This is a genomic window from Methylomonas sp. PHL2-19 (assembly GCF_059331595.1).
Genome location: NZ_CP196839.1, coordinates 971,882 through 995,185, shown reverse-complemented (window position 1 = coordinate 995,185; position 23,304 = coordinate 971,882). Strand labels below are relative to the sequence as shown.

Below are 23,304 nucleotides of genomic sequence, written 5' to 3'. Positions count from 1 at the left end.
AAATCTTAAACAACCGAGTGCCTGCACTCGGCGGCTAGACCAAGATTAGGCTTCCAAGGCAGCCAAACGGTCCGACAACAATTTTTCCAGTGCTTCCAGCGCTTTGGCGAAACCATCGATACCTTCGGCCAATTTTTCTTTAGCCATCCGGTTTTCTTCATGCATGCGGTCAAAAGTGGCTTTGTCGACTGAAATTTTTTCGATTGAAGCTGTTGCTGCTTTGGCAGGATCCAGTTTGCGCGGCAAGTCACCCTCAACGGATTGCAACTCTGCCAATAAAGACGGCGCGATGGTCAACAAATCGCAGCCCGCCAATTCGGTGATCTCGCCGATGTTACGGAAGCTGGCGCCCATGACTTCGGTTTTGTAGCCGAATTTTTTGTAGTAGTTATAGACTTCGGTCACTGACAATACACCTGGATCTTCAGCAGGCGCATAAGAATCACGGCCTGTGTCTTTTTTATACCAGTCTAAGATACGGCCAACGAATGGTGAAATCAGTGTGATACCGTTTTCCGCACAAGCAATCGCTTGGTGCAAACCGAACAACAATGTCAGGTTGGTGTGAATACCTTCTTTTTCCAATACGGCGGCAGCTTGAATGCCTTCCCAGGTAGCAGCGATTTTAATTAAAACGCGCTCTTTGGAAATGCCTGCAGCTTCGTATTGAGCGATCAAGTCGCGACCTTTAGCGATGGTGGCTTCGGTATCGTAAGACAAACGCGCATCGACTTCAGTCGATACACGACCTTCGACGATTTCCAGAATTTTCAAGCCAAAAGACACGGCCAAACGATCAAATGCCAGGGTCACAACTTCTGCAGCCGAAGCAGCGGCACCCAATGTTGCTCTTGCACCTTTCAAAGTATCGTCAACAATTCCTTGATATTGCGGCATTTGTGCAGCAGCGGTGATCAAAGAGGGATTGGTGGTTGCATCGCGCGGTTTGAAAGTTTCGATCGCTTGAATATCACCGGTATCGGCGACAACCACAGTTATTTCACGGAGTTGTTCGAGTAAATTTTTTGCCATAGGATTATCCTCAGATGTGTTGTTAATTTTTCCCCCTCGTTTGAACCGAGCTTTACAAGCAAAAGATGTTCAGCAATTCTTGCAGGAGATTGATTTGCAAAAGAGTCCCTGGTGATGAAACTCTATTTTTAGCTATATTGATAAGACTGAATCGCCACTTGGCATATATTCAAAGCCGAAACACACGCTTTAAAACATACGAAGTGGCGATCATTTAAATCTACCGGTTCAGAGTTAACGCTTAACCCTTAAGTTCCAGCAATCAGCATCAGGAATCAGATGCTATTAAGCTTTATCACGTAAATACTTTTCCACGCCAGTCGCTTTCGCAGCGGCAGCTTCCCGATCTCTTACGATTTGCTTTGCCATGTATTTGGCAACACCGGTAGCAGGATTGGAATCTTGTTTTTCCAAGTATTTGGCAACGCCGGTTTTATTCGCACCCATTTTTTCCAGATACTTTTCAACGCCGGTTGCGCCAGATGAAACTTGGTAATCATCAGCTGAAGAACCTTTGGCACTTTTAGGCGATTTTTTGTTGTAGATAAAAAATCCGGCTACAGCCAACAAAATTAAACCAATGTAGGAAAAATCAGAGGACGCAGCCTTTTCTGTTTGTATCACATCTACCGCTGCTTCCGCAGAAGTTGTGGAGGCAGCAGATGACGAACTTGACGATTTGGCCGCAGTTGGTGCTGCAGAGCTGTGCTTGTAGTCAGCATCGCTATATAACACTTTAGGTTGAAAATTCGTCGCTGGGAAAGCTGGATCCGCTTCAACTTCTTTTACAGCTGGTTTCGCTGCAGGTGCTGTGGCAGCCGCAGGGGCAGCTTTGCTGTCGTTATATTCAGGATTGGTATAGAGTACCTTTGGCTGATAATCAGCCGCCGGATAATCCGATCCCGCCATAGCTAAGGAACTGGTCAGCATTAGAGCTGCCATCACGCCTTTCGTTAATTCATTTCTTTTCACGTCTATCACCTATGCTGTTAGAAACGTGAGGCTTCGATCATTTAATCCAAACCTCACCTAAGTTTACAAAATTAAAGAACGGCTTCCACATTAGCGACGACATTGTCCACGGTAAAGCCGAACTCTTTGAAGAGCTGACCTGCCGGGGCCGATTCGCCGAAACGGTCCAATCCTACGACTCTACCCGCGCTGCCGGCGTATTTCCACCAGCTGTCGGTTACTCCCGCTTCTACTACCACGCGCTGGGTCACGCTTGGCGGCAATACGCTGTCTTTGTAAGCTTGATCTTGCGCTTCGAAGACGTTGGTAGACGGTAGTGACACCACGCGGATTTTTTTGCCTTTCGCGCTCAATGCGTCAGCGGCTTTCAACGCCAATTCCACTTCGGAACCGGTGGCAATGATGATCGCGTCCGGCGCGCCGTCGCTGTCTTTCAGGATGTAGCCCCCTTTGCTGATCGCGTCAATTTGTGCGGCGGTGCGAGGCACGTGCGGCAGGTTTTGACGAGAGAAGATCAGGGTGCTCGGTCCATCTTGACGTTCGATAGCGGCTTTCCAGCAAACGGCCGACTCGACGGCGTCGCAAGGACGCCAGACGTGCATGTTGGGAATCATGCGCAGGGTGGCGGTTTGTTCGACCGGTTGGTGGGTCGGGCCGTCTTCGCCCAGACCAATGGAGTCGTGGGTGTAAACGAAGATGGTCGGGATTTTCATCAACGCGGCCATGCGCAGGGCGTTACGGGCGTATTCCGAGAACATCAGGAAGGTGGCGCCGTAGGGTTTGAAGCCGCCGTGCAGGGTGATGCCGTTCATGATGGCGGACATACCGAATTCACGCACACCGTAGTAGGCGTAGTTGCCGTCGAAGCCCGGTTGGTTGACGTCTTTGCAGCCGGACCACAGGGTCAGGTTGGAGCCCGCCAAGTCGGCAGAGCCGCCCAGCAGTTCGGGCAACAAGGGGCCAAAGCCGTTCAAGGTGTTTTGTGAGGCTTTGCGGCTGGCGATGGTTTCGCCTTTGGCATCCACCGCAGCGATAAACGCTTTGGATTTTTCAGCCCAATCGGCAGGCAGTTGGTTTTTGATCACGCGACGTTCAAATTCGGCCGCGAGTTCAGGATGTGCGGCTTTGTAAGCGGCAAATTTGGCGTTCCAGGCGCTTTCCAGCGTGGCGCCTTTGGCGTTGGCATCCCAACCGGCTTTGATGTCAGCAGGAATGTCGAACGGCGCATGCGGCCAACCCAGGTTTTCACGGGTCAAGGCAATTTCAGCTTCACCTAAGGCTGCACCATGGCATTCTTCTTTGCCTTGTTTGTTCGGCGAACCGAAGCCGATGGTGGTTTGGCAGCAGATGATAGAAGGCTTGTCGGTGACTTTTTTGGCTTCTTCAATCGCGGCTTTGACGGCGTCGGGGTTGTGGCCGTCGACTTTAGGAATGACATGCCAGCCGTAGGCTTCAAAGCGTTTCGGAGTGTCGTCGAGGAACCAGCCGGCAACGTTGCCATGACCACGGACTTCGCCGTCGATGGAGATGTTGTTGTCGTCGTAGAAGGCGATCAGTTTACCCAGTTTCATGGAGCCGGCCAGGGAGCAGGCTTCGTGGGAGATACCTTCCATCAAGCAACCGTCACCCAGGAATACGTAGGTGTGGTGGTCGACGATGTCGTGACCGGGACGGTTGAATTGGCCGGCCAGGGTGCGTTCGGCCAAGGCGAAACCGACGGCATTGGTGATGCCTTGTCCCAAGGGCCCTGTGGTGGTTTCCACACCTTCGGTGTAACCGTATTCAGGGTGTCCTGGGGTTTGCGAGTGCAGTTGGCGGAACTGTTTCAGTTCTTCGATCGGCAGGTTGTAGCCAGCCAAGTGCAGCAAGGAATAAATCAGCATGGAGCCGTGACCGTTGGACAGGATGAAGCGGTCGCGGTTGGGCCATTTAGGGTTGCTGGGGTTGTGTTGCAGAAAATCGTTCCACAATACTTCTGCGATGTCGGCCATCCCCATCGGGGCACCGGGGTGCCCGGAGTTGGCTTTCTGTACGGCGTCCATGCTAAGTGCGCGGATGGCGTTCGCTAAGTCTCGGCGCGAAGGCATGTTGGTCTCCTTTTTATTTTGTTATTTTAGTTGCGACATTCGATTACTCAAACATCACTCTGGCTGAGGCTGGTAAATACAAGGAAGACCAAAACCACACTCTCGTTCATTCAGACTGCTGGAATCGGTATCGCCTTGACACCCGAATGTAATGTAAAAAACCCGTGACCGAATTGCTCCGGCCACAGGTTTACACGCTAAGTTATTCCAAATTGGCGTGTCTTGATCTCATTTCTTCTTCTGCAATACCTTTGTCATGGATTACATGCGAAATTGTCGCTTCCAGGAAAAACAAGGTAGATAATTCAAACACAGTACCCATAGGCATGCCTTTGACTTTACCGTATTGTTCTGATCTGCCGATTTGCAAAGTGACATCAGCCATGTCGCCAATCGTTGAATCGTCCTTAGCCGAAATCAACACAATCTTTGCGCCGACTTCTTTGGCTTTTTTGGTAAAGGCAATCAACTGCTCGGTTTCACCGGAGCCGGAAATAATGATCAACAAATCGCCAGCTTTGATGCTTGGCGTAACAATTTCACCCACAACGCTAACGTCGTAGCCGCCATGCATCAAACGCATGGCAAAGAAATTGCCGACTAGCTTTGAACGGCCAGCGCCCGATATAAAAATGCGCTTAGCCTGATCCAGCATGTCCACCAAGGTTTTGTCATGCGAATCGGGTGTCGCTTCCAGAATCCCTGAGATTTTGTCAATAATTAACTGCTGATGCATGACTTATACCGCCGCCGCATCAACCAATTCACGGATTTCACGAGCTGCTTCAGCAGGTGAAGGAGCACCGTAGATAGCTGCACCAACAACGATGATATTAGCGCCAGCTTCAACGACTTGTTGTACAGTCGCTTGTTTGATACCGCCAGCAACAGAGATACGCACATTCAGACCCAAACGAGCGATATCGTTCAAATCGGTGAAAGGTGTATGACCGGCTGCTTGCGCGTCCAGACCAGTGTGAATACCAACGATTTGCGCGCCCAATTTGACAGACTCTCTTGCGCAGTCTGCTTTATCGGCCACGTTGATCAAGTCGATTTGAGTTTCAGCGCCGTGTTTTTTCGCAGCTTTGATAACGCCAGCGATAGTGGCCAAACCGGATACGCCCAATACGGTGCAGATGTCCGCGCCAGCAGCATAGAAAGCACCCGCTTCGTATTCGCCTGCGTCCATGGTTTTCAGGTCAACCAACAACAATTTGTCAGGGTAACGTTGTCTCAGTTCTTTAACCAGGTTGATACCGTTGTATTTAATGCAAGGAGTGCCGATTTCAAAAATATCGACATAGGGTGCTACTTGATCTGCCAACGCAACGGTTTGGTTGAAATCCAGTGAATCCAACGCCATTTGAATTAATGGTCTTGCCATGTGATGTGCTCCGAAAGTTTTAATTTTTAGTAATAGCCGATTCTTGCAAATTGCCACAACCCGCTAGGCTTGTCACGTACGTGTGATGCATTTGTAACTGTAAGGTAGAAATGGGATATATGTCAATGCTTAGCAACTGCGCGCAGCCTACAGGTTATGCGAACAAATTGTTACTAGACAAGTCCGCGGCGTAAGCTTAGGCTGAACAAAACCGCAGGCAAACCGAGCAAAATTCAATTTCAATTTTAGGATTCATCGCTTACGAACTGATAAATCTGGATATTTTTTTGGCTAATTGTCTATCCTCGCCGCAATAACACAGCATCCTTTAGCCTGATCACCAGCTCTCGACACCCAAATCGCAGCATTTTGCCTGCCATCGAAAAGATGAAAAAGTCATACCTCGATCTAATAACAACCGGAGAGGAACAGCTTGAAACGTCTCTTTTTTGCCTTATGGCCGGAACAAAACGCCAGGCAACAATGCGCGGCTTTAATCAGCCAACTAAACCGAACCGGAAAACCCGTTAAGGAAGCAAACTTACATGTCACCGTGTTGTTTTTAGGGAGAATTTCTGCAGAACAACAGGCCATAATCACCAGGGAGGCAGGAAAACTGCCAACACCGCTGATAACGTTAAATTTTGACCACCTGAGTTTCTGGAAAAAACCTGCCGTGCTATGCCTGACCGCCAGCCAATTCGATCAAAGCGTGTCGACATTAAACGAAAACTTGGCCCGCATAGCCAAACAACAAGGGATACCCATCGAAAACAGACTATTCAAGCCGCATGTCACTTTAGTTAAAAAGGCTAGTTCGGCAATCGATTTCGATTTCGCCCCCATACTTTGGCAATCAATAGGATTCTGCTTGGTAGAATCCTGCTCAGGTCCGGATGGCGTTGAATATCGAATTATCCAACGCTGGCCGGCAATTTAGCACCTCAAAACAGGAGACTGATCATGCCCTTTTTAAAATTGAACACCAACTCAGTGCTCGATACAGAACTGAAATCAAAATTGTTAGACGAACTATCACAACTGGTATCCAAAGAGACCGGCAAACCGGAGCGCTACGTCATGATTAGCATTGAGCAAAACGACGCCATGCTGTTTGCCGGCAGCACTACCCACTTGGCATATCTGGAATGCAAGAGCATTGGCCTGAGCAGTAGCCAAGCCAAAAACTTGTCTGCATCGATATGCCAATTGCTCAATACCCGGCTTTCAATCCCTCAGGATCGGATTTATATCGAATTCAGTAACTGTCCGGCTGATTTTTGGGGCTGGAACGGCTCGACATTTGGCTAAACTACCCGGACGTCGAATAAATACGATTCAGACAAAACAGACTCAATGAGTTGGCGCACCAAGCCCAAGCGCGCCAACTCAGTCGCCTTATTTTGATTTTTTAGGTTCTTGGGGCTTTTCCGGTTTCTCTGGCTTAGCAATTTTTTCAGCAGCAGCGGGAGCAGAATCCCCAAACAGAATATTCTTCTCATTCTGTTGGACGGTTTTCTCTCCAATTCCAGACACATTTTCCAGATCTTTCAATGTCTTAAAATCGCCATGCTCCTTACGGTATTGAACCACCGCCTCGGCCTTCTTCGGACCTATCCCGGTCAAAGCTTTGGAAATGGTTTCGGCATCGGCTTGGTTGATATTGATTGGCTCAGCAAATACGGCAAAAGAATACAGCATAAAAAGTACAAATAACTTTTTCATGGATTTTCTCCGATTGGATTTTAGGGCTGCCTGGACTAATCAGCACACACTAATCGGCTGACTTTTCAAGCTAGCCAATCTTAGCCTGTTCTTTAAATTTTACAATTCAAAAACAAAAATCCACTGATTAATCGGCGCTAGCCACAATCACAGCCCGAACCGGCGCCGGCAAGCCTTCACAAGTTAAATCCGGAGAATGCGGATCCAAAAATTCCGCCAAAGAATGAAACCGCATCCATTCGGTACTGCGCTGCTCCTCGACAGAAGTTTTGGAAACATCCGCTAGGCGAATATTTTTAAACCCGCAGCGGCGCATCCATAACATCAAAGCTGCGCAGCTCGGTAAAAACCACACATTGCGCATTTGCGCATAACGCCCCTCAGGCACCAAGACATGCTGCGCGTCCCCTTCAACAACCAGAGTCTCCAAAATCAATTCACCGCCAGCCCGCAAACAGCCCCTTAATTCCAGCAAATGATCGATGGGTGAGCGGCGGTGATACAACACCCCCATCGAAAACACCGTATCGAATAGCCCCATGTTGGGCGGCACATCTTCTATCCCCAGCGGCAACAGATAAATCGGCGCCTCACCGTGCAGCTTTCGGATAGCCTGGAACTGCATTACGCTGAGCAATGTCGGATCAATGCCAACCACCAATCGCGCTCCCGCACCGAGCATGCGCCAACAATGATAGCCGTTGCCGCAACCAACATCCAAAACCAAGCGATTTCGTAGCGGTGCGATCTGGTCTTTCACCCTGTCCCATTTCCAATCCGAACGCCATTCGGTATCGATGTCAATGTCGAAGATCCGATAAGGTCCTTTTCGCCAAGGATGCAACTGCATCAACTGTTCGCGCAAACCGGCCCGCATCTCATCGGAAATATCCTCTGCCTGACCTACTCTGACACTCTCCAACAAATCGACACTCGACGGCATCAAATCCGGCAAATCCTCTACCACCTGTTGCCAGCGCTTCAGATCGCCATGCGACGAATCCGCAAAAGCCGCCGCCAATTGCTCAGGCAAACGGTTTACCCAAACTTCGTCGCCGGCCGCCGCCAATGCTTGATAAAGACCTTGGTATAGCTTCATTTCAATGCAATCATCGAAGCGAAGTTGAAATACTGAAACCAAACTTCCGCGCTGGCGAAACCCGCCAACTTCAAGCGCTGTTGATGCGCGATAAAGGTTTCCGGAATCAGCACATTCTCCAAAGCGCTGCGCTTTTGGCTGATTTCCAGTTCGCTATAGCCTTGGGCTTTTTTAAATAAATGATGCATATCAATCTGCACAGCCTGCTGTCTAACATCATCGAACGCCAGCTTTTCGGACAAAATCAAAATCCCGCCCGGTAACAAACCTTGATAGATCGTGGTCAAAAAAGCCTGCCGATCAGCCAGCGGAATAAACTGCAGCGTAAAATTCAGCACCACTACAGAGGCATTACTAATCGCAATATCGCGAACATCGGCACATAAAATTTCTATCTCGGCCCCACCGGATGCAACGGCCAGATTTTGCCGGCATTGCTCGACCATTGCAGCCGAACAATCCACGGCAACGATTCGGCAATTGTTAGTCGTGATTTGCTGATGCATAGCCAAGGTCGCCGCCCCCAACGAGCAGCCCAAGTCGTAGCAAACGCTATCTTGCTTGGCAAAACGCGCCGCCAATAGACCGATAGCCGAGATAATCGTGCTGTACCCGGGCACTGAGCGCTGGATCATGTCGGGAAAGACTTTGACGACAGTTTCGTCGAAAGCAAATGCGTTGATTTCGCCTAGCGGACTGGCGTACAGAGAGTCTTTAGCGGATTGCATACTGATGGTCATTCCCGGCTGCCCCTAAACGGCACACCCGGGAACACTAAGAGAGGGAAAAGCTTATGAATTATTTTTGCTGTTTAATGCTTCGGTATTGCGTTTAGCCAATTGGTTGATGACCTCTTGCAACGAACCGGTGCGCTCCACTTCGTTTTTGAAGCTAGTACGATAGTTGGTCACCAAACTGACGCCTTCGATCATGATGTCGTAAGCTTTCCATTGGCCTTTGACGTTCAGCATCCGATAGTTAACAGCGATAGGCTGCAAACCGGGTTGCAGCACTTCGGTTTTAATCAGGACTTTTCTTTCGTCTTCTTCCGGGGTGATCGGCAAAAACCGTACAGACCAGTCTTTAAACTCAAAGAAGGCTCGAGAGTAGGTTCTGATCAACAACACTTGAAACTCCTTTTTAAAGCTCTCCTTTTCCGCCGGCGAAGCATCTTTCCACATTTTTCCCAGCACCAGCGACGAAATCAGATCGAAATCCACATTCGGATAGATCACTTCCTGGACAAAGGCATTGATTTTTTGGAAATCATGCGGAAAGGCAGGATCCTGTAAGCGTTGCTTCAACTTGTTGGACGCATCCTCAATGGTGCGTTGCGGCTCGCTCAAATCGGCCGCGCTAGCGGGCAAGGACAAAAACATGCCGGCAAACAAGCTAAAAACCACAACAAATATAAAATGCATATGACGTTTGATATTCATAAAAACCATCTCAAAAAGGTATCGCCGGCTAATTTCAACCGCCTTCATTCGATACACTGCTAAAATAAAGGCCGAAGCGCTAACCCGGCTCCAGATTCCAGCCAGCCCATCGGGCCAGCGAGTACCCTATTATATTACTATGGAAGAGATGTCACACCCTAACGACTTTTTCCCGGCCACCCGGATGCGTCGCATGCGTTATCAGGCCTTTTCAAGGCGGCTGATGCGGGAAAATCGCTTAAGCAGCGACGACTTAATCTGCCCGCTATTTGTTATCGAGGGCAATAACAAACAAGAAGCCGTCACTTCCATGCCGGGCGTCAACCGATTATCCATCGACCTGGTGCTGCGCGAAGCCGAAACCTTATTAAATCTGGGCGTACCCGCCATTGCCCTATTCCCGGTAACGGATCCGAACAAAAAATCGTTAAGTGCGGAAGAAGCTTACAACCCTGACGGCTTGGCACAACGCTGCGTTCGGGCCTTGAAAGGCGCCCTACCGGAGCTCGGGATCATCACCGACGTCGCCTTAGACCCTTTTACCTCGCACGGTCAGGATGGATTGCTGAATGATCAAGGTTATGTCGTCAACGACGAAACCGTCGAAGTCCTTTGCAAACAGGCCTTGTCGCATGCCGAAGCCGGCGCCGACATCGTCGCCCCTTCCGACATGATGGACGGCCGCATCGGTGCGATCAGAGCCGTGTTGGAATCTCATGGCCATACCAACACCCGAATATTGGCCTATTCCGCCAAATACGCCTCCAGTTTCTACGGCCCGTTCCGCGATGCGGTCGGCTCGGCCGGTAATCTGGGCGGCGGGAATAAATACAGTTATCAAATGGACCCGGCCAATTCCGATGAAGCCTTGCGGGAAATTGCGCTGGATTTACGCGAAGGCGCCGATATGATCATGGTCAAACCCGGCATGCCCTATCTGGACATCATCCGCCGCGCCAAGGACCAATTCGGTGTACCGACCTTTGCTTATCAGGTCAGCGGCGAATATGCGATGCTGAAAGCCGCGTCGCAAAACGGCTGGCTGGACGAACAACAGGTGGTGATGGAATCCCTACTGGCATTTAAGCGCGCCGGCTGCGACGCGATACTGACTTATTACGCTAAATCCGCTGCCCAGTGGCTAAAACAACCATAACAACCAGACAAACGGACCCGGCATGAACGAAGACTTTGATTTTGATGACAGTCATTCGACTGACGATCCGCCCCAACAGCGCCGACGTTACTTCGGCCTGGAACAGGCGGTATTTATTCTGCTGGTCGTTTTATCGCTGACCGGCATCGCTATTACCGAATTCAACCCGCACGACGGCTATGGTTATTGGCTATTCATGGTGATCGTGTTTGGCATGCTGTCGATTTTCGTCTCCTGGCTACAAACCCGAACCAACGACAACGACTTTGGCGACATCGTCAAGGCCCAAGGGCTGCATTGGCTGCATACGCTGGTTGTGGTGATAGCCGCCGCATTGCTTAACAAATCCGAGCAGTTATCCGACAGAAGCGCCAGCCTGGTTATCTTGCTGATCCTGGCCTTAGCCACCCTGCTGGATGGCATCCGCATCGGCTGGCAATACAGCCTACTCGGTTTTTTCCTGGCAACCTGCGCGCTGATCGTGGCTTATTTCGAGAACTTTATGCCCATCAGTATAGGGCTGGGAGTGCTGGTGATAGCCTGCACTTTCCTCTGGGAATATTGGCGCAGCAAATACAGTACCGATGATGAAAATTGATAATTACGCGGTATTCGGCCAACCGATCAGCCACAGTAAATCACCGCGTATCCATAAATTATTTGCCGAACAAACCGGTCAACTGATGGACTATAGGGCCCAAGAGGTGCCTGCGGAAACTTTTGCCGCGGCTACCAGCCGTTTTTTTGCCGATGGCGGCAAAGGCCTGAATTGCACCGTCCCGCTCAAGGAACTGGCCTGGCAATATGCCGACCAACTGACGGAACGCGCTCGTCAAGCAAAAGCCGTCAACACCTTATTCCGCCAAGCGGACGACATCATTTTGGGCGACAACACCGACGGCATCGGCTTGCTTAACGACTTAACCATAAACCATGGCATCACACTGAAGGATGCCGAGATTTTGATTCTAGGGGCTGGAGGAGCCACACGCGGCATCGTCCCTCCCCTACTGGAACAGCAGCCGTCGGGATTGGTCATCGTCAATCGCAATGTGAGCAAAGCCCACGCAATTGCCGAGGATTTCGCGGCACTAGGCGCGGTGCATGCTTGCGATTACGCTAATCTTAAAGATCGCCAATTTGATTTGATCATCAACGCCACGTCGGCCAGCCTCAGCGGCGATTTACCACCTTTGCCGGCCGCACTATTGAAAGCCGGCGGCAGTTGCTACGACTTGGCTTACGCCAACCAAGCCACCGCATTTGTGACATGGGGCTTGGCGAATAAGGCCGCGCACAGCCTGGACGGCTTGGGCATGTTGGTAGAGCAGGCCGCCGAAGCGTTCTTTATTTGGCGAGGCGTGCGTCCACAAACCTCGCCGGTGATTGGCCTGCTAAACGCCGAAAGAGCATTAAACAACACGAACGGATGAAATTATTGACCGGGGCGATGTCCATGGTAACAATCTCCCCAAACCGCCCGCCATTAACGTTTACTGGAATACTATGAGTGGAATTAGAGCTTTTTTTGAAAAATCCCATGCTAAAGGCAAACCGCAGCGCGGAGGGCAACGCATTACGCCGGAAACTCTAAAACAGTTATTCCCCATCAGGAATTTAAGCGACGAGATATTACAAACTTTCGCCACTGAAAATCACGTCGAAACCCTGGCAGCCGGCAACACCTTGTTCAGCGTCAATCAACAGGCGACTTGCGCAATGTATTTGTTGCGCGGCACGGTGATTTTGGCCGATCACAACGGCAAAAGCTATGAAATATCGGCAGGCAGCGCACAAGCGAAATTCCCGATATGCAGCGGTATTAAGCACACCGCCACCGCCACCGCAAAAACCGAGATAGACCTGTTGCGGGTATCCCTGAAAATCATGCTGACGCCCAGCCGCCAAGACCACGGCAAATTATCTATTCCGGAAGAATTGCATCACAACCGGCTATTGAGCTTATTCGTCGAACATTTCGAAAATAACGACCACGAGATAGAAATCCCCTCATTACCCGAAGTGGCGATCAATTTGCGCAAAGCCATCCAAAGAGATGTCAACATCGACGAAGCCGTCAAGATTATCCAGCTTGACCCTGCCATCTCCGCAAAATTGATCGAAGTCGCCAATTGCCCGTTATACCTAACCAACGTGCCCGCGAAAAACTGCAAAGACGCGGTGGTGCGTATCGGCTTAAACGCCACACGCAACCTGGTAACGGCGCTGAGTATGAAGCAGATTTTCAAAAGCAAATCGCCGCTGATTAAAAATCATTTGGAAGATCTGTGGAAGCAAAGCCTTTATCTGTCCGGCCTCTGCCATGTACTGGCCAGCCACAGCATGCAGCAAAATCCGGAAAATGCCTTACTGGCCGGACTGGTCTGCGACATCGGCGTAATTCCCTTTCTAAGTTTTACCGCCAACTTACCACCCGAATACCATAATGACGCCGAAATCCTGGAAGCCATGCCCATCATCAAAGGCCCGGTCGGCGCCGTAGTGTTGAAGGAATGGGATTTTGCCGAAGAGTTCATCGACGTAGCCAAATCGTCCAGCGACTGGTTTCAAAACAGCGGCGATACCTTGACGGTGACCGATATAGTGGTCCTGTCCAGACTCCATGCCCTGATCGGCAAAACAGCGACCGCCGATTTGCCGGCGATTACCGCCATTCCGGCGGCGGCCAAATTGAAAAACTTCTCTTTGTCTCCGGAAAATACGCTGGCCATCCTGCACGATGCCAAAACTAAAATTCACGAAGCTTTGAGCATCTTTTCCTCCTAGCCGCATGATCTGGAAATTTTTAAAAAAATCCCCGGACAAAACGCCGACAGAGAGCAACCCCACTCCAGCAGCCGTCAACCAACTGCCCTTGAGCTATCTGCAAAAGCTCATCCCGCTGGGGGACTTACCGGCGGCGGACTTGCTGGCGATACCGGTGACCATGCGAAACTTTAACCCCGGCGACATCATATTTAACCGCGGCGCCGAGGCGGAACAATTAAGCTATCTCTACACTGGCAACGTCTATCTGGAAGCGAATAATGGCGCCGGTTATACGGTCGAAGCCGACACCTTTAAAGCCTGTTATCCTCTGGCAACATCCGGCGAACACGCCTTCAGCGCGATAGCCAAATCGCCTACCCAAGTCATCTACATGCCGCTGTCCAACTTGCAGCACAGCAGCAAACCCGTCAACAATCCGCTGATCAACCCGAAGAGCATTCCGCCCCAGCTGCGAAACAGCTTTTTTTTCGATAGCTTTTGCGATGCGTTCAGAGCCGACAACCTGCATGTTCCCAGCCTGCCGGATGTTGCCTTGCGCTTGCGTAGCGCCTTGCAAAAGGACATCAGCATCGCCGATGCGGTGAAGATTTTAAACCTGGACCCGGTTATATCCTCCAAACTGATTCAAGTCGCAAATAGCCCGATCTACCGCGGCAGCAACCCCATCACCAGCAGCCATGATGCCGTGAATCGGCTAGGATTTAAAACCACGCAAAACCTGGTTACCAGCATCAGCCTGCACCAGCTGTTCAGAAGCCGCAACCGGCAACTGAACAACATTATTCAGACACTTTGGAAACAAAGCATCCAGATTGCCAGCCTCAGCCACACGCTGGCCGGACTGACCCGAAAAGTAAACGCCGACGAAGCTTTACTAGCCGGGCTCATTCACAACATCGGCGCCTTACCGATTGTCACCTTTGCCGAAAGCATGGACATGTCGCGCTATACCGAAGAAGAATTACAGGCTAGCATCGCCTGCCTGCAAGGTTTGTTGGGCACCCATATTTTGAAAAAATGGCATTTCCCCGATAGTTTCCAGCAAATTCCCGTCAATACCACAAATTGGTACTTTGACGACGGCCAGGGCCTGCAACTCTATGACGTTGTGCTGTTAGCTAAATTTCACAGCCAACTCGGCGGCACCAATACCCAGAAACTGCCGCCACTCAACACCTTGCCTGCCTTTCAAAAACTGGACGATAGCGCACTGACGCCGGATATGTCTCTGAAGGCATTACAGGATGCAAAACAACAAATTGCCGAGGCCATCAACTTTTTCAGGACATAAGATGAATTGGTTTTCCAAGCTACTGGAAAAAAACACCACCGCCAACAAACCAAGCCGGAAAGCCTTGCCGTCTGGCGCAGAACCCCGGAGTAGCCTACCAACCGACAACTCAGTATCCAAACCCAGCAGCACTCATCAGCAAGCGCTTAGCGTCGCACAGCTGAAAAAATTCGCACCCTTACGCGATCTTGATGACGCCGCCTTAAGCTCATTACCGCATCTCAGCTTGGCCTACGCCAAAGGGGCAATTCTTTTTACCCTGGGGCAACCGACCAACAGCGTACTGTATTTGTTGGCAGGACAACTATCGATGCAACCGGATAGCGATAGCCGTTATCAAATCGACGCCGATTCCACGCTAGCCAATCTGCCGCTGAACAGCGGTAGCCGTTGCGGCGCTACCGCCACGGCGCTCAGCGATGTGCGTATTTTGGAAATCCCTATCCAACTCAACCGTTTATGGACAGATAAAAGTCAGGAAAGCGCCAATTGCGTGGAACTGCTCGATATTCAACTGCCGGAGCCGATCAACGGCAGCCGCTTTTTCAACAGCTTCGCCCAAGCCTATCGGGAAAACAAACTGCGCCTGCCTTCCTTACCGGATGTCGCCCTGAAACTAAAAGATGCGGTGCAAAAAGACATCGGCATCCGCGGGGCCGCAGAGATTATTCAGCTGGACCCGCCTATCGTGGCGAAATTAATCCAGGTGGCGAACAGCCCCTTATATGCCACGGAAATACCGATCAACAATTGCCATGACGCGGTAGCTCGCATCGGCCTGAATGCGACGCGGAATTTGGTGATGGGCATCAGCATGAAACAATTATTCAGTTGCACCGACCCGGAACTCATGAAAGGCATGCAGGCCTTATGGAAAAACAGCCTGTATGTCTCAAGTTTAAGCTTTGTCTTGGCCCAGGAGTGCAGCAACATCAACCCGGAGGACGCCCTGCTGGGCGGCTTGATTGCCGACATCGGCGCGATTCCCTTACTGCATTTTGCCGAACAATTTCCCGACGGCGGCCCCAGCTTTCAGGAACTAAAAACCGCACTGCCCTATTTACGCGGCCCGGTCGGCGTACTGATGCTGCACACGCTGGGTTTTCCCGAACAACTGGGCAACGTTCCGCATCAAGCAGAAAACTGGCTGTACGACAGCGGCCCTGAACTAACGATGACCGACATCGTCATCCTCGCCAAATTACACAGCTATTTCGGTTCCGGCAATGCCCGAGATCTGCCTTATATCAACTCGATTCCGTCTTACAGCAAACTAAATCACGGTAAACTCAACCCTGATTTTTCCTTGATGGTGTTGAAAAAAGCCCAAAATCGGGTCAACGCCGCCATGCATTTATTATCCTAATTTTCCCGATATTCATATCAGACTGGCTACCGACATGACCAATCCTTTGCTCGAAAACACCGAACTACCGCAATTTTCTAAAATCCTGCCCGAACACGTGGAGCCGGCCATCAGCCAGTTACTCACCGAAGCCCGGCAAACCATAGACCGGCAACTGCAAGCCGGCGGTCCCTACACCTGGCAAAACCTGATCGAACCGATCGAAGCCGCCGAAGACCGCTTGAACAAGGCTTGGTCGCCGGTCAGCCACATGAATTCGGTAGTCAACAGCGAAGCGATGCGCGATGCCTACAATGCCTGCCTCGGCAAACTCAGCGAATATGCCACAGAAACCGGCCAAAACCGCGCCTTGTACGAGGCCTACCAAGCCATACACGACAGCGCGGACTTTGCCAAGCTCGACCGCGCCCAACAAAAAATCGTCAACAACGCCCTGCGCGACTTTCATTTGTCCGGCGTGGATTTGCCGCCCGAACAACAGGCGCGTTATAAAGAAATCAACCAGCAATTATCGAAACTAGCCAGTCAATACGAAGAACATTTACTGGACGCCACCAACGCCTGGCACAAACAGATTACCCATCTCGACGATTTGGCCGGCCTGCCGGAATCGGCTCTGGCCCAAGCCAAACAAGCCGCCGAAGCGGAAGGCAAAGACGGCTGGTTGATCAACCTGCAATTCCCGTCGTATCTGGCGGTGATGACCTACGCTGACAACCGCGAACTGCGCCGCGAACATTATGAGGCCTTCTGCACCCGAGCCTCCGATCAAGGCCCGCATGCCGGACAATGGGATAATTCCGAATTGATGGAACAAATCCTGGCGCTGCGCCACGAGAAAGCCCAATTGCTGGGCTTTAACAACTACGCCGAATATTCGCTGGCTACTAAAATGGCCAAATCCACCGAAGATGTGGTGAAGTTTCTGGAAGATTTGGCCGACAAATCCTGGCGCCAAGCCCGCCGGGATTTGACTGAATTGAAAGAGTTTGCTGCCGCCGAGCACGGCCTAAACGACTTGCAAGCCTGGGACATCGGCTATTACTCGGAAAAAATGCGCCAGCATTTCTACCAACTGTCGCAAGAAGAAGTGAAAGCCTATTTCCCCGACAACAAAGTCGTGCCCGGCCTGTTTGCCATCGTCGAAAAACTCTATGGTCTGCAAATCAGCGAAATCAAAGACTTCGATACCTGGCACCCCGACGCCCGCTTTTATCAAATCCTGGATAAACACGGCCAGTTGCGCGGACGTTTCTTCCTGGACCTTTACGCCCGCGCCAAAAAACGCGGCGGCGCCTGGATGGACGACTGCGTCTGCCGTAAAAAAGTCGGCGATACACTACAAACACCGGTGGCGTATCTGACCTGCAACTTTACGCCACCAACAGGTAAGGATCCGGCCCTGCTGACCCACGACGAAGTGGAAACCTTGTTCCACGAGTTCGGCCACGGCCTACACCATATGCTGACCCAAATCGACCACCCCGGTGTCTCGGGCATTAACGGCGTCGAGTGGGATGCGGTGGAATTGCCTAGCCAATTCATGGAAAACTGGTGCTGGGAAAAAGAAGCGCTGGGCCTGATCTCGGGCCATTATCAAACCGGCGAACCGCTGCCCGATACGTTGTACGACAAAATGTTGGCGGCGAAGAACTTCCAAGCCGGCATGATGATGGTGCGGCAACTTGAATTCAGCCTATTCGATTTCAAGATGCATCGGGATTACGACCCTGCCAAGGGTGGCCAGATTTACAGCATCCTCAAACAGGTGCGCGATCAGGTAGCCGTAGTCAAGGTACCGGAATTCAACCGTTTCGCCCATAGCTTCTCGCATATTTTCGCCGGCGGTTATGCGGCCGGTTATTACAGCTACAAATGGGCGGAAGTGTTGTCGGCGGATGCTTTTTCCTTATTCGAGGAAAAAGGCATCTTCGACCGAGCCACTGGCGAAGCATTCTTGCATAACATTTTGGAACAAGGCGGCAGTAGCGACGCGATGACGCTGTTCAAAAACTTCCGCGGCCGCGAACCCAATATCGACGCCCTGCTCAGACATAACGGTATCGCCGCGTAAATGTTTCCTGGATTGCCTTGATGCTCGTCATCAAGGCAATCGAGTTTTTCAGGAGCGAAAATGAAAAACTGCCCACAATGCGGCCAGCCCAGGTTGGGCGAGGCATTTAAATGTCCGAGTTACGACGTGTTTTATTCCCAGCTCGACGAATTGCTGTACGCAGAACAGCAGAACAGCAAAAACAGGAAAGCCAAACACTAAAAGGCACGCTTAAACGCATTCGCGCCGCCGAAGACCGCTCACAAGCCCTGAGAGCCGCGTTGAAAACCCTGGGGCTCAACACGCCCTTAAAAACCAAGATCGTGATTTGGACCTTAATCGCGTTCGTGTTTGTGCTGGTGGTGCCGGTTTTTTAATTGCTTAAAACGCTCAGGGACTAAAAGCTAACCCATAGTCCCTGTCGTTATTCCCCACTTAATCTTCTTTAGGTGCTGCGGGTGCGGGTTCCGTTGGCGTATTGGTCACGGTTAGACTATTGGCATCCAGCTTCAGTAACACCGCATTGTTCTGATGAGCCTTCAACTCGGTCAAAGTGCGCCAGCCGGCATTATCCAATTTACGAAAAGCCGCAAAAAACCCCAATACCCGGGTATCCGCAGCCGGCTCGATCCGCAAGGATTTATTCTCGCCGGGCTTTATCACCAACTCTTGTTTGCGTACCAAATCGGCGGCCAAAGTAGCCTGCTCTTTATCGAATATGGCAAAAAAATCGGCACCGTTAAAACCACTTTGCTCCCGCAATTCGTAAATTCTTAACACCACCGGCGAGGCTTTACCGTCGGCGTCGGGGTTAATTGAGGCGGTGCTGTTTAGCGTAAGCTCAACGACTGTTGGCGGTGGCGGAGCCGGTTGCTCAGGCACCTCTGCACACGCAGCCAACAACGAGGCAAAAAAAACTGGCAGTAATCTGGCTAACAACATACGACTATCCCTTTAAAAATTAGTTAACGCCATTCTGCCATAGGCACACAGTCACAGTACAAGGAGTTATAACTTAATCTGGTGTACGGCCCGACTTGATGAAAGGTGGCGCCCTCTGCTGAAATGAGATTGTCGAGATCGAATAACAGCAAAATGAGAGACGCCATGAACAAAGATAATGCAAAAGACTGGAATAATGCCAGTGGGATTAACGATCCTTTGACGGATTTGTTGAAGACGGGTGCTAGAGCCTTGATCCAACAAGCCGTTGAGGCGGAGCTACAGGCTTTTCTGGGCGAATACGCCAAGGTTACCGATTTACGGGGCCGGCAAACCGTGGTGCGTAATGGCTATTTGCCGGAGCGGGAGATCGTGACGGGCGTGGGTAACCGCCGAGAAGAGTTGGCGCAAGATACGCGGCTTTAAACGATTGCCGGATGTGATTGAGGGCATTCGTTTTCAGGACGGCATGGCTGTCATTATGGAACCGGAGAAAACAGAAGAAACACAGCAGATGGCCGCCTGATTCAAATCAGCCATACACCAGATTTGACTATTTCTCCAGTACAAGGATTCATTTCCGGTAATTACTCGCCCAGCGTCGGCTAGTTTTTCAACTTGGTTAGATGCGGTTGCGCTGGCTCAAGGGCGCCCTAGCGGTATTGCGTCGTGCCATTCGGTATTTCGGCGTGAATGAGGCGGTTGTCGCTATCGTATTGGTAGCGGCTGACAATGAGGCCGGCCTTGCCGCGCTTTTCTTAAATCACGTGCCCGCCGAAAGAGGGCTAAGCCATCTAATTCAGGACTTCACAGCGAATCAGTGCATTTCCAGGCTTACGATTGCGCTGAAGTAACAGTATCTACGCAGGCTTTATTAGTTACCACTGCAAATCATAGGCTATTGTGGGCTTAATATTGGAAGTTACCCTATTCATACTTGCACCATTCACTAGTCTATAAATGCATCATTTTCTAAATAGAAAAAAACAGCCTCTATAAATTCCTGCAATGTTGCATTTGGCACATGCTCAACCTTATGTAAAATAATATCACTGAAATTTGGAGACTCAAGCCAGGAGTAATACCCCTGCCCAGCAAGTTGACTGGGAATAAGCCCACCACTTTCTTTGGAATAACCTTCAACTTCGTCACTTGAAATAACAACAAACTCAGCCGCGACAATATTATCTTTATTGATCTTTGGCTTGGTATAGATCCTACCCGCCATGGGAAACTCGTTAATTTCATTTTTTAAAGTTTCAAATCCTAAATAGCTTTTTAACATAACCACTCCTCTAAATAATTTTCTACTTGAAATCGGTGACGCCGCCCCATTTGTTTCGCCCCCCTTCCAACGGGATGATATATTTTGCAGCACTTGGCATGGTGCGCCTTACCAACAAGCTGTCAAGAGCCAGGTTCATCACCATGATGCCAAGTCATTCTAGGAGGAGAATCACCACTGAATGCGCCGCTGGCTTTAGGAGGATGGTTAGGGTGGTAGTGGTAGTGGTAGGTGTTGCGGCTGCGCAGGCTGTCAGTTTCCGCCAGCAGGAGCGGGCAGTTGTATTGAAGCGGGTTTCGCCTTACGCGGTGCGTTTGGTGATGCACCGCCCCACGGAGTCGTAGCGGTATTCGCCGATTCCTTGACGCGCTATTCTTCGATCAGGTTATCGGCCGTAAGCGGGAGAAGCGTTTTGAATCAACACTTGGCAACACGTCACCGCGAACGATTACGCTAACAGTATCTACACTGGATGTTCAGCCCCGTACCCCGGAAATACTTTTTTCTTTAAAAAATCGTCATCCTTACCGGTATCAAAAAAATGAAGCAAGCGATCTCTAACATGTACATCACCCCAAATATTCGTCAACTCATATTTCTCTATAATTTCCTTATCGGCTGGAAGCGATAGATCTTCTTGCACCACTCGCCCCTCAGTGGTGCAGATATTCCCTTCCGTACCAATATCGATAAGATTCCCTCCCTTGAAGGGGTAACCTCCATCAAAATTAAGCTTAGCATCAATCCAGTAGGGTTCACAGGGCGCGAAGCTCGGCTTAACATCTTTATCGGAAACTTTTTTGTCAACCAAATTATGTAATACGATATTTCCAATAAACAACGTAAATATTGGATCGACTTGATTTAAATCAATATTATGCCAATTACCGTCGCGACTAGTAATATTGAAAAATCGCATGGCAGCTCGACCCAACATTTGCCCCAACGTGTAAAGGTCCTCGCGAAGCTTAAGGCTGACAACATTATTATGTTTCCACACGACTCTTTTGGTCATTTCTCGATCTCATTGTTTCCGGGTCGGGTGGCGAATTGAATGGCCTTACCGCGTTTTTCTTCGCTCAGGTTACCGCAAGGCTTTGCTGATTCAGGACTTCGTTAAGAATCAGCTTCCCTGCATACGATTACACTAAAACTAATAGAGCCTATGCGGGCTAAGATTTTCGCAGAAATGTCTCTGGCTCATCTCTTACTGCCACAATAACGTTCCGGACAACATCTTCAACGCCAGAACTATCCTTTTTATATTTATTAAGTACAAAAACCACACCTTTAGCAACGTATGGCAGCACATACGACACTTTATCCACAAAATCTACAATTTCTTTATATGGAATATAAATAACAAATTCAGCCGCCGGCTTTTTTCGCACCAAAGTCGGCCCTTTTATATTAAGCTCATCGGTCTTACGAGTTGCGGAAATAATAAATACTAATTTGAAATCAGAATTCTTAAATATTGTATTAAAGTGTGAAATTTCCTTTCCAAGAGCATCTAGCTCTTCTCGCAATCTTTTAAGCAACAAGCTCGGCAAATCAAAGTCCGCATTTAATTCCACATATATTTGACCAAACTCAATATTCATCATCACCCGCAATTTCCTTTGGGTTTAAAGCTTCTTTGATTACCTTTCGGCACCGAGCCGTATTTTCCAAGTGCTCTTCTAATTTTGCCGTCTCAGCCGCCTTTGCTTCTGACGTTGAAGCATCCCCCTTCTCAATCACCTTGCTTTTCACGTTTTCCCTTCCAAACTGATCGGCAAGTTTTCGGTCTTGCTGGTATAGGCGTATGGGTAGGCCACTGGATTATGTAACCTTATTAAAATCAGCTTTTTCTTACCAGAAAACTCTACTTTGAAATCCTAGGGGCTGTTGCCGTTTCACATCGGTAACCATATAAATGCACAAGCCAGGGCGATAGCACCTTCAAAATTGCGTTTTAGTTTGTCATATCGGGTGGCAATAGCTCTAAAATGTTTCAGTCGCGCAAATACGTTTTCAACGAGGTGGCGATATTTATAGAGACACCAGTCCATTTCCTCATTCCCGACTATTGAATTTTGTTTTCTTGGGATGATGGGGACTGTGCCTTGGTCTCGAATTTGAATCCGTAACGGCTCGCTGTCATACCCTTTGTCTGCAATCATGTAGCCCGCCTGGGGGAGCTTGGCCACAAATTCCGGCGCTTCTTTGCAGTCATGTACTTCGCCCCCCGTAATCGAGAACTGGATGGGAAGTCCACCGGCATCAACCGCCATATGGATTTTGGTCGTGTTGCCTGCGACCGATTTCCCGATGGCTGTTGGATTTTCATGGGCGCCGCCGCTACTGTGTTGATGGGCTTTAATAATGCTGCCATCAATAAATAGCCATTCCAAATCAGGCTCAATCACTAGCGCCTGAAAGATACCCCTCAGCTTTTCTTGCAGTGACCAGGCATTGAAGCGCTTGTACACGGCATTCCACTTGCCAAAAGCGACGGGCAAGTCTCGCCAAGGGCAGCCAACACGCAAACGATAAAAAATCCCTTCGACCGTTTGCCGAAGACCGGGTTTGTCGTAAATGCTGAAACTCAACATAATCGTTTTTAGCTTTTCCCAGTGGGTATCTGTAAGCAGTTGGCGTGGCATTCGCTAGTTATCGTTTGATTGAAAACTCAATC

At 50.0% G+C, this 23,304-nt stretch carries 25 protein-coding genes and 1 pseudogene; 11 read left to right on the top strand and 15 right to left on the bottom strand.

Annotated elements, in window-relative coordinates; genetic code table 11:
- Positions 1-45: 45 nt before the first annotated feature.
- The 5 genes from ACR02O_RS04650 to hxlA all read right to left on the bottom strand — a co-directional run bounded on the left by ACR02O_RS04650 (position 46) and on the right by hxlA (position 5,478).
- Complete coding sequence (locus ACR02O_RS04650) at positions 46-1,032, bottom strand: transaldolase (protein ID WP_033159418.1); 987 nt, start codon at positions 1,030-1,032, stop codon at positions 46-48.
- A 285-nt stretch (positions 1,033-1,317) separates the two neighbouring features.
- On the bottom strand, positions 1,318-2,004 hold the full coding sequence (locus ACR02O_RS04645) for a hypothetical protein (protein WP_494522882.1): 687 nt from the start codon (positions 2,002-2,004) through the stop codon (positions 1,318-1,320).
- A gap of 71 nt (positions 2,005-2,075) precedes the next feature.
- Positions 2,076-4,091, bottom strand: a complete 2,016-nt coding sequence (gene tkt, locus ACR02O_RS04640) for a transketolase (protein ID WP_033157851.1) — start codon at positions 4,089-4,091, stop codon at positions 2,076-2,078.
- A 202-nt stretch (positions 4,092-4,293) separates the two neighbouring features.
- Positions 4,294-4,827 (bottom strand): 6-phospho-3-hexuloisomerase, encoded by a 534-nt coding sequence (gene hxlB, locus ACR02O_RS04635; RefSeq protein WP_020483686.1) that lies wholly within the window; start codon positions 4,825-4,827, stop codon positions 4,294-4,296.
- 3 nt (positions 4,828-4,830) lie between these two features.
- The gene (gene hxlA / locus ACR02O_RS04630) at positions 4,831-5,478 is read right to left on the bottom strand and encodes a 3-hexulose-6-phosphate synthase (RefSeq protein ID WP_033159179.1); all 648 of its coding nucleotides are present in this window, start codon (positions 5,476-5,478) and stop codon (positions 4,831-4,833) included.
- Between the two features lie 433 nt (positions 5,479-5,911).
- On the opposite strand from hxlA, the gene thpR reads away from it, so the two are divergent.
- Together thpR and ACR02O_RS04620 are read left to right on the top strand one after the other, a co-directional pair.
- Complete coding sequence (thpR, locus tag ACR02O_RS04625) at positions 5,912-6,418, top strand: RNA 2',3'-cyclic phosphodiesterase (protein WP_033159180.1); 507 nt, start codon at positions 5,912-5,914, stop codon at positions 6,416-6,418.
- Positions 6,419-6,441: 23 nt separating this feature from the next.
- A complete protein-coding gene (locus tag ACR02O_RS04620; RefSeq protein WP_033159181.1) occupies positions 6,442-6,789 on the top strand; it encodes a phenylpyruvate tautomerase MIF-related protein in 348 nt (115 codons plus the stop codon).
- An 87-nt stretch (positions 6,790-6,876) separates the two neighbouring features.
- Here ACR02O_RS04620 and ACR02O_RS04615 read toward each other — a convergent pair whose 3' ends face one another.
- The 4 genes from ACR02O_RS04615 to ACR02O_RS04600 all read right to left on the bottom strand — a co-directional run bounded on the left by ACR02O_RS04615 (position 6,877) and on the right by ACR02O_RS04600 (position 9,741).
- Entirely contained in the window at positions 6,877-7,203 is a 327-nt protein-coding gene (locus tag ACR02O_RS04615; RefSeq protein ID WP_033159182.1) for a ComEA family DNA-binding protein, read from the bottom strand.
- Positions 7,204-7,330: 127 nt separating this feature from the next.
- Positions 7,331-8,302, bottom strand: coding sequence for a tRNA 5-methoxyuridine(34)/uridine 5-oxyacetic acid(34) synthase CmoB (cmoB, locus tag ACR02O_RS04610; protein ID WP_033159183.1), 972 nt, complete (start codon positions 8,300-8,302; stop codon positions 7,331-7,333).
- Complete coding sequence (gene cmoA / locus ACR02O_RS04605) at positions 8,299-9,042, bottom strand: carboxy-S-adenosyl-L-methionine synthase CmoA (RefSeq protein WP_494522881.1); 744 nt, start codon at positions 9,040-9,042, stop codon at positions 8,299-8,301. Before cmoA ends, cmoB begins: the two co-directional genes overlap by 4 nt.
- 51 nt (positions 9,043-9,093) lie before the next feature.
- Positions 9,094-9,741, bottom strand: coding sequence for an MlaC/ttg2D family ABC transporter substrate-binding protein (locus ACR02O_RS04600; RefSeq protein ID WP_225892924.1), 648 nt, complete (start codon positions 9,739-9,741; stop codon positions 9,094-9,096).
- 139 nt (positions 9,742-9,880) lie between these two features.
- Between ACR02O_RS04600 and hemB the strand changes: the two genes are divergently transcribed.
- The 8 genes from hemB (at position 9,881) to ACR02O_RS04560 (ending at position 18,774) form a co-directional block, all read left to right on the top strand.
- Positions 9,881-10,897, top strand: coding sequence for a porphobilinogen synthase (gene hemB, locus ACR02O_RS04595; protein WP_033159184.1), 1,017 nt, complete (start codon positions 9,881-9,883; stop codon positions 10,895-10,897).
- Between the two features lie 22 nt (positions 10,898-10,919).
- Positions 10,920-11,495 (top strand): hypothetical protein, encoded by a 576-nt coding sequence (locus tag ACR02O_RS04590; RefSeq protein WP_033159185.1) that lies wholly within the window; start codon positions 10,920-10,922, stop codon positions 11,493-11,495.
- Complete coding sequence (gene aroE / locus ACR02O_RS04585) at positions 11,482-12,330, top strand: shikimate dehydrogenase (protein ID WP_101053220.1); 849 nt, start codon at positions 11,482-11,484, stop codon at positions 12,328-12,330. The genes ACR02O_RS04590 and aroE overlap by 14 nt, the downstream gene beginning before the upstream one ends.
- Before the next feature lie 73 nt (positions 12,331-12,403).
- A complete protein-coding gene (locus tag ACR02O_RS04580; protein ID WP_033159187.1) occupies positions 12,404-13,684 on the top strand; it encodes an HDOD domain-containing protein in 1,281 nt (426 codons plus the stop codon).
- Between the two features lie 4 nt (positions 13,685-13,688).
- Complete coding sequence (locus ACR02O_RS04575) at positions 13,689-14,978, top strand: HDOD domain-containing protein (protein WP_033159188.1); 1,290 nt, start codon at positions 13,689-13,691, stop codon at positions 14,976-14,978.
- A 1-nt stretch (position 14,979) separates the two neighbouring features.
- Positions 14,980-16,344, top strand: coding sequence for an HDOD domain-containing protein (locus ACR02O_RS04570; RefSeq protein ID WP_494522880.1), 1,365 nt, complete (start codon positions 14,980-14,982; stop codon positions 16,342-16,344).
- Between the two features lie 34 nt (positions 16,345-16,378).
- The gene (prlC, locus tag ACR02O_RS04565; RefSeq protein WP_494522879.1) at positions 16,379-18,418 is read left to right on the top strand and encodes an oligopeptidase A; all 2,040 of its coding nucleotides are present in this window, start codon (positions 16,379-16,381) and stop codon (positions 18,416-18,418) included.
- A 110-nt stretch (positions 18,419-18,528) separates the two neighbouring features.
- A complete protein-coding gene (locus ACR02O_RS04560; RefSeq protein WP_494522878.1) occupies positions 18,529-18,774 on the top strand; it encodes a hypothetical protein in 246 nt (81 codons plus the stop codon).
- 58 nt (positions 18,775-18,832) lie between these two features.
- Here ACR02O_RS04560 and tssJ read toward each other — a convergent pair whose 3' ends face one another.
- Positions 18,833-19,339, bottom strand: a complete 507-nt coding sequence (gene tssJ, locus ACR02O_RS04555) for a type VI secretion system lipoprotein TssJ (RefSeq protein ID WP_171697318.1) — start codon at positions 19,337-19,339, stop codon at positions 18,833-18,835.
- Positions 19,340-19,504: 165 nt separating this feature from the next.
- On the opposite strand from tssJ, the pseudogene ACR02O_RS04550 reads away from it, so the two are divergent.
- Positions 19,505-19,729, top strand: a pseudogene (locus ACR02O_RS04550) (IS256 family transposase); the annotation flags it as partial.
- Between the two features lie 559 nt (positions 19,730-20,288).
- On the opposite strand, the gene ACR02O_RS04545 reads toward ACR02O_RS04550, so the two are convergent.
- The 5 genes from ACR02O_RS04545 to ACR02O_RS04525 form a co-directional block, all read right to left on the bottom strand.
- Complete coding sequence (locus tag ACR02O_RS04545; protein ID WP_494522877.1) at positions 20,289-20,624, bottom strand: DUF7716 domain-containing protein; 336 nt, start codon at positions 20,622-20,624, stop codon at positions 20,289-20,291.
- Between the two features lie 463 nt (positions 20,625-21,087).
- On the bottom strand, positions 21,088-21,639 hold the full coding sequence (locus ACR02O_RS04540) for a DUF8309 domain-containing protein (RefSeq protein WP_458138967.1): 552 nt from the start codon (positions 21,637-21,639) through the stop codon (positions 21,088-21,090).
- Positions 21,640-21,796: 157 nt separating this feature from the next.
- Positions 21,797-22,234: a hypothetical protein gene (locus ACR02O_RS04535; RefSeq protein WP_458138966.1), complete on the bottom strand. Its 438-nt coding sequence runs from the start codon at positions 22,232-22,234 to the stop codon at positions 21,797-21,799.
- On the bottom strand, positions 22,218-22,379 hold the full coding sequence (locus ACR02O_RS04530; RefSeq protein ID WP_458138965.1) for a hypothetical protein: 162 nt from the start codon (positions 22,377-22,379) through the stop codon (positions 22,218-22,220). Before ACR02O_RS04530 ends, ACR02O_RS04535 begins: the two co-directional genes overlap by 17 nt.
- Before the next feature lie 143 nt (positions 22,380-22,522).
- A complete protein-coding gene (locus ACR02O_RS04525) occupies positions 22,523-23,272 on the bottom strand; it encodes an IS5 family transposase (RefSeq protein WP_129871393.1) in 750 nt (249 codons plus the stop codon).
- Positions 23,273-23,304 lie beyond the last annotated feature (32 nt).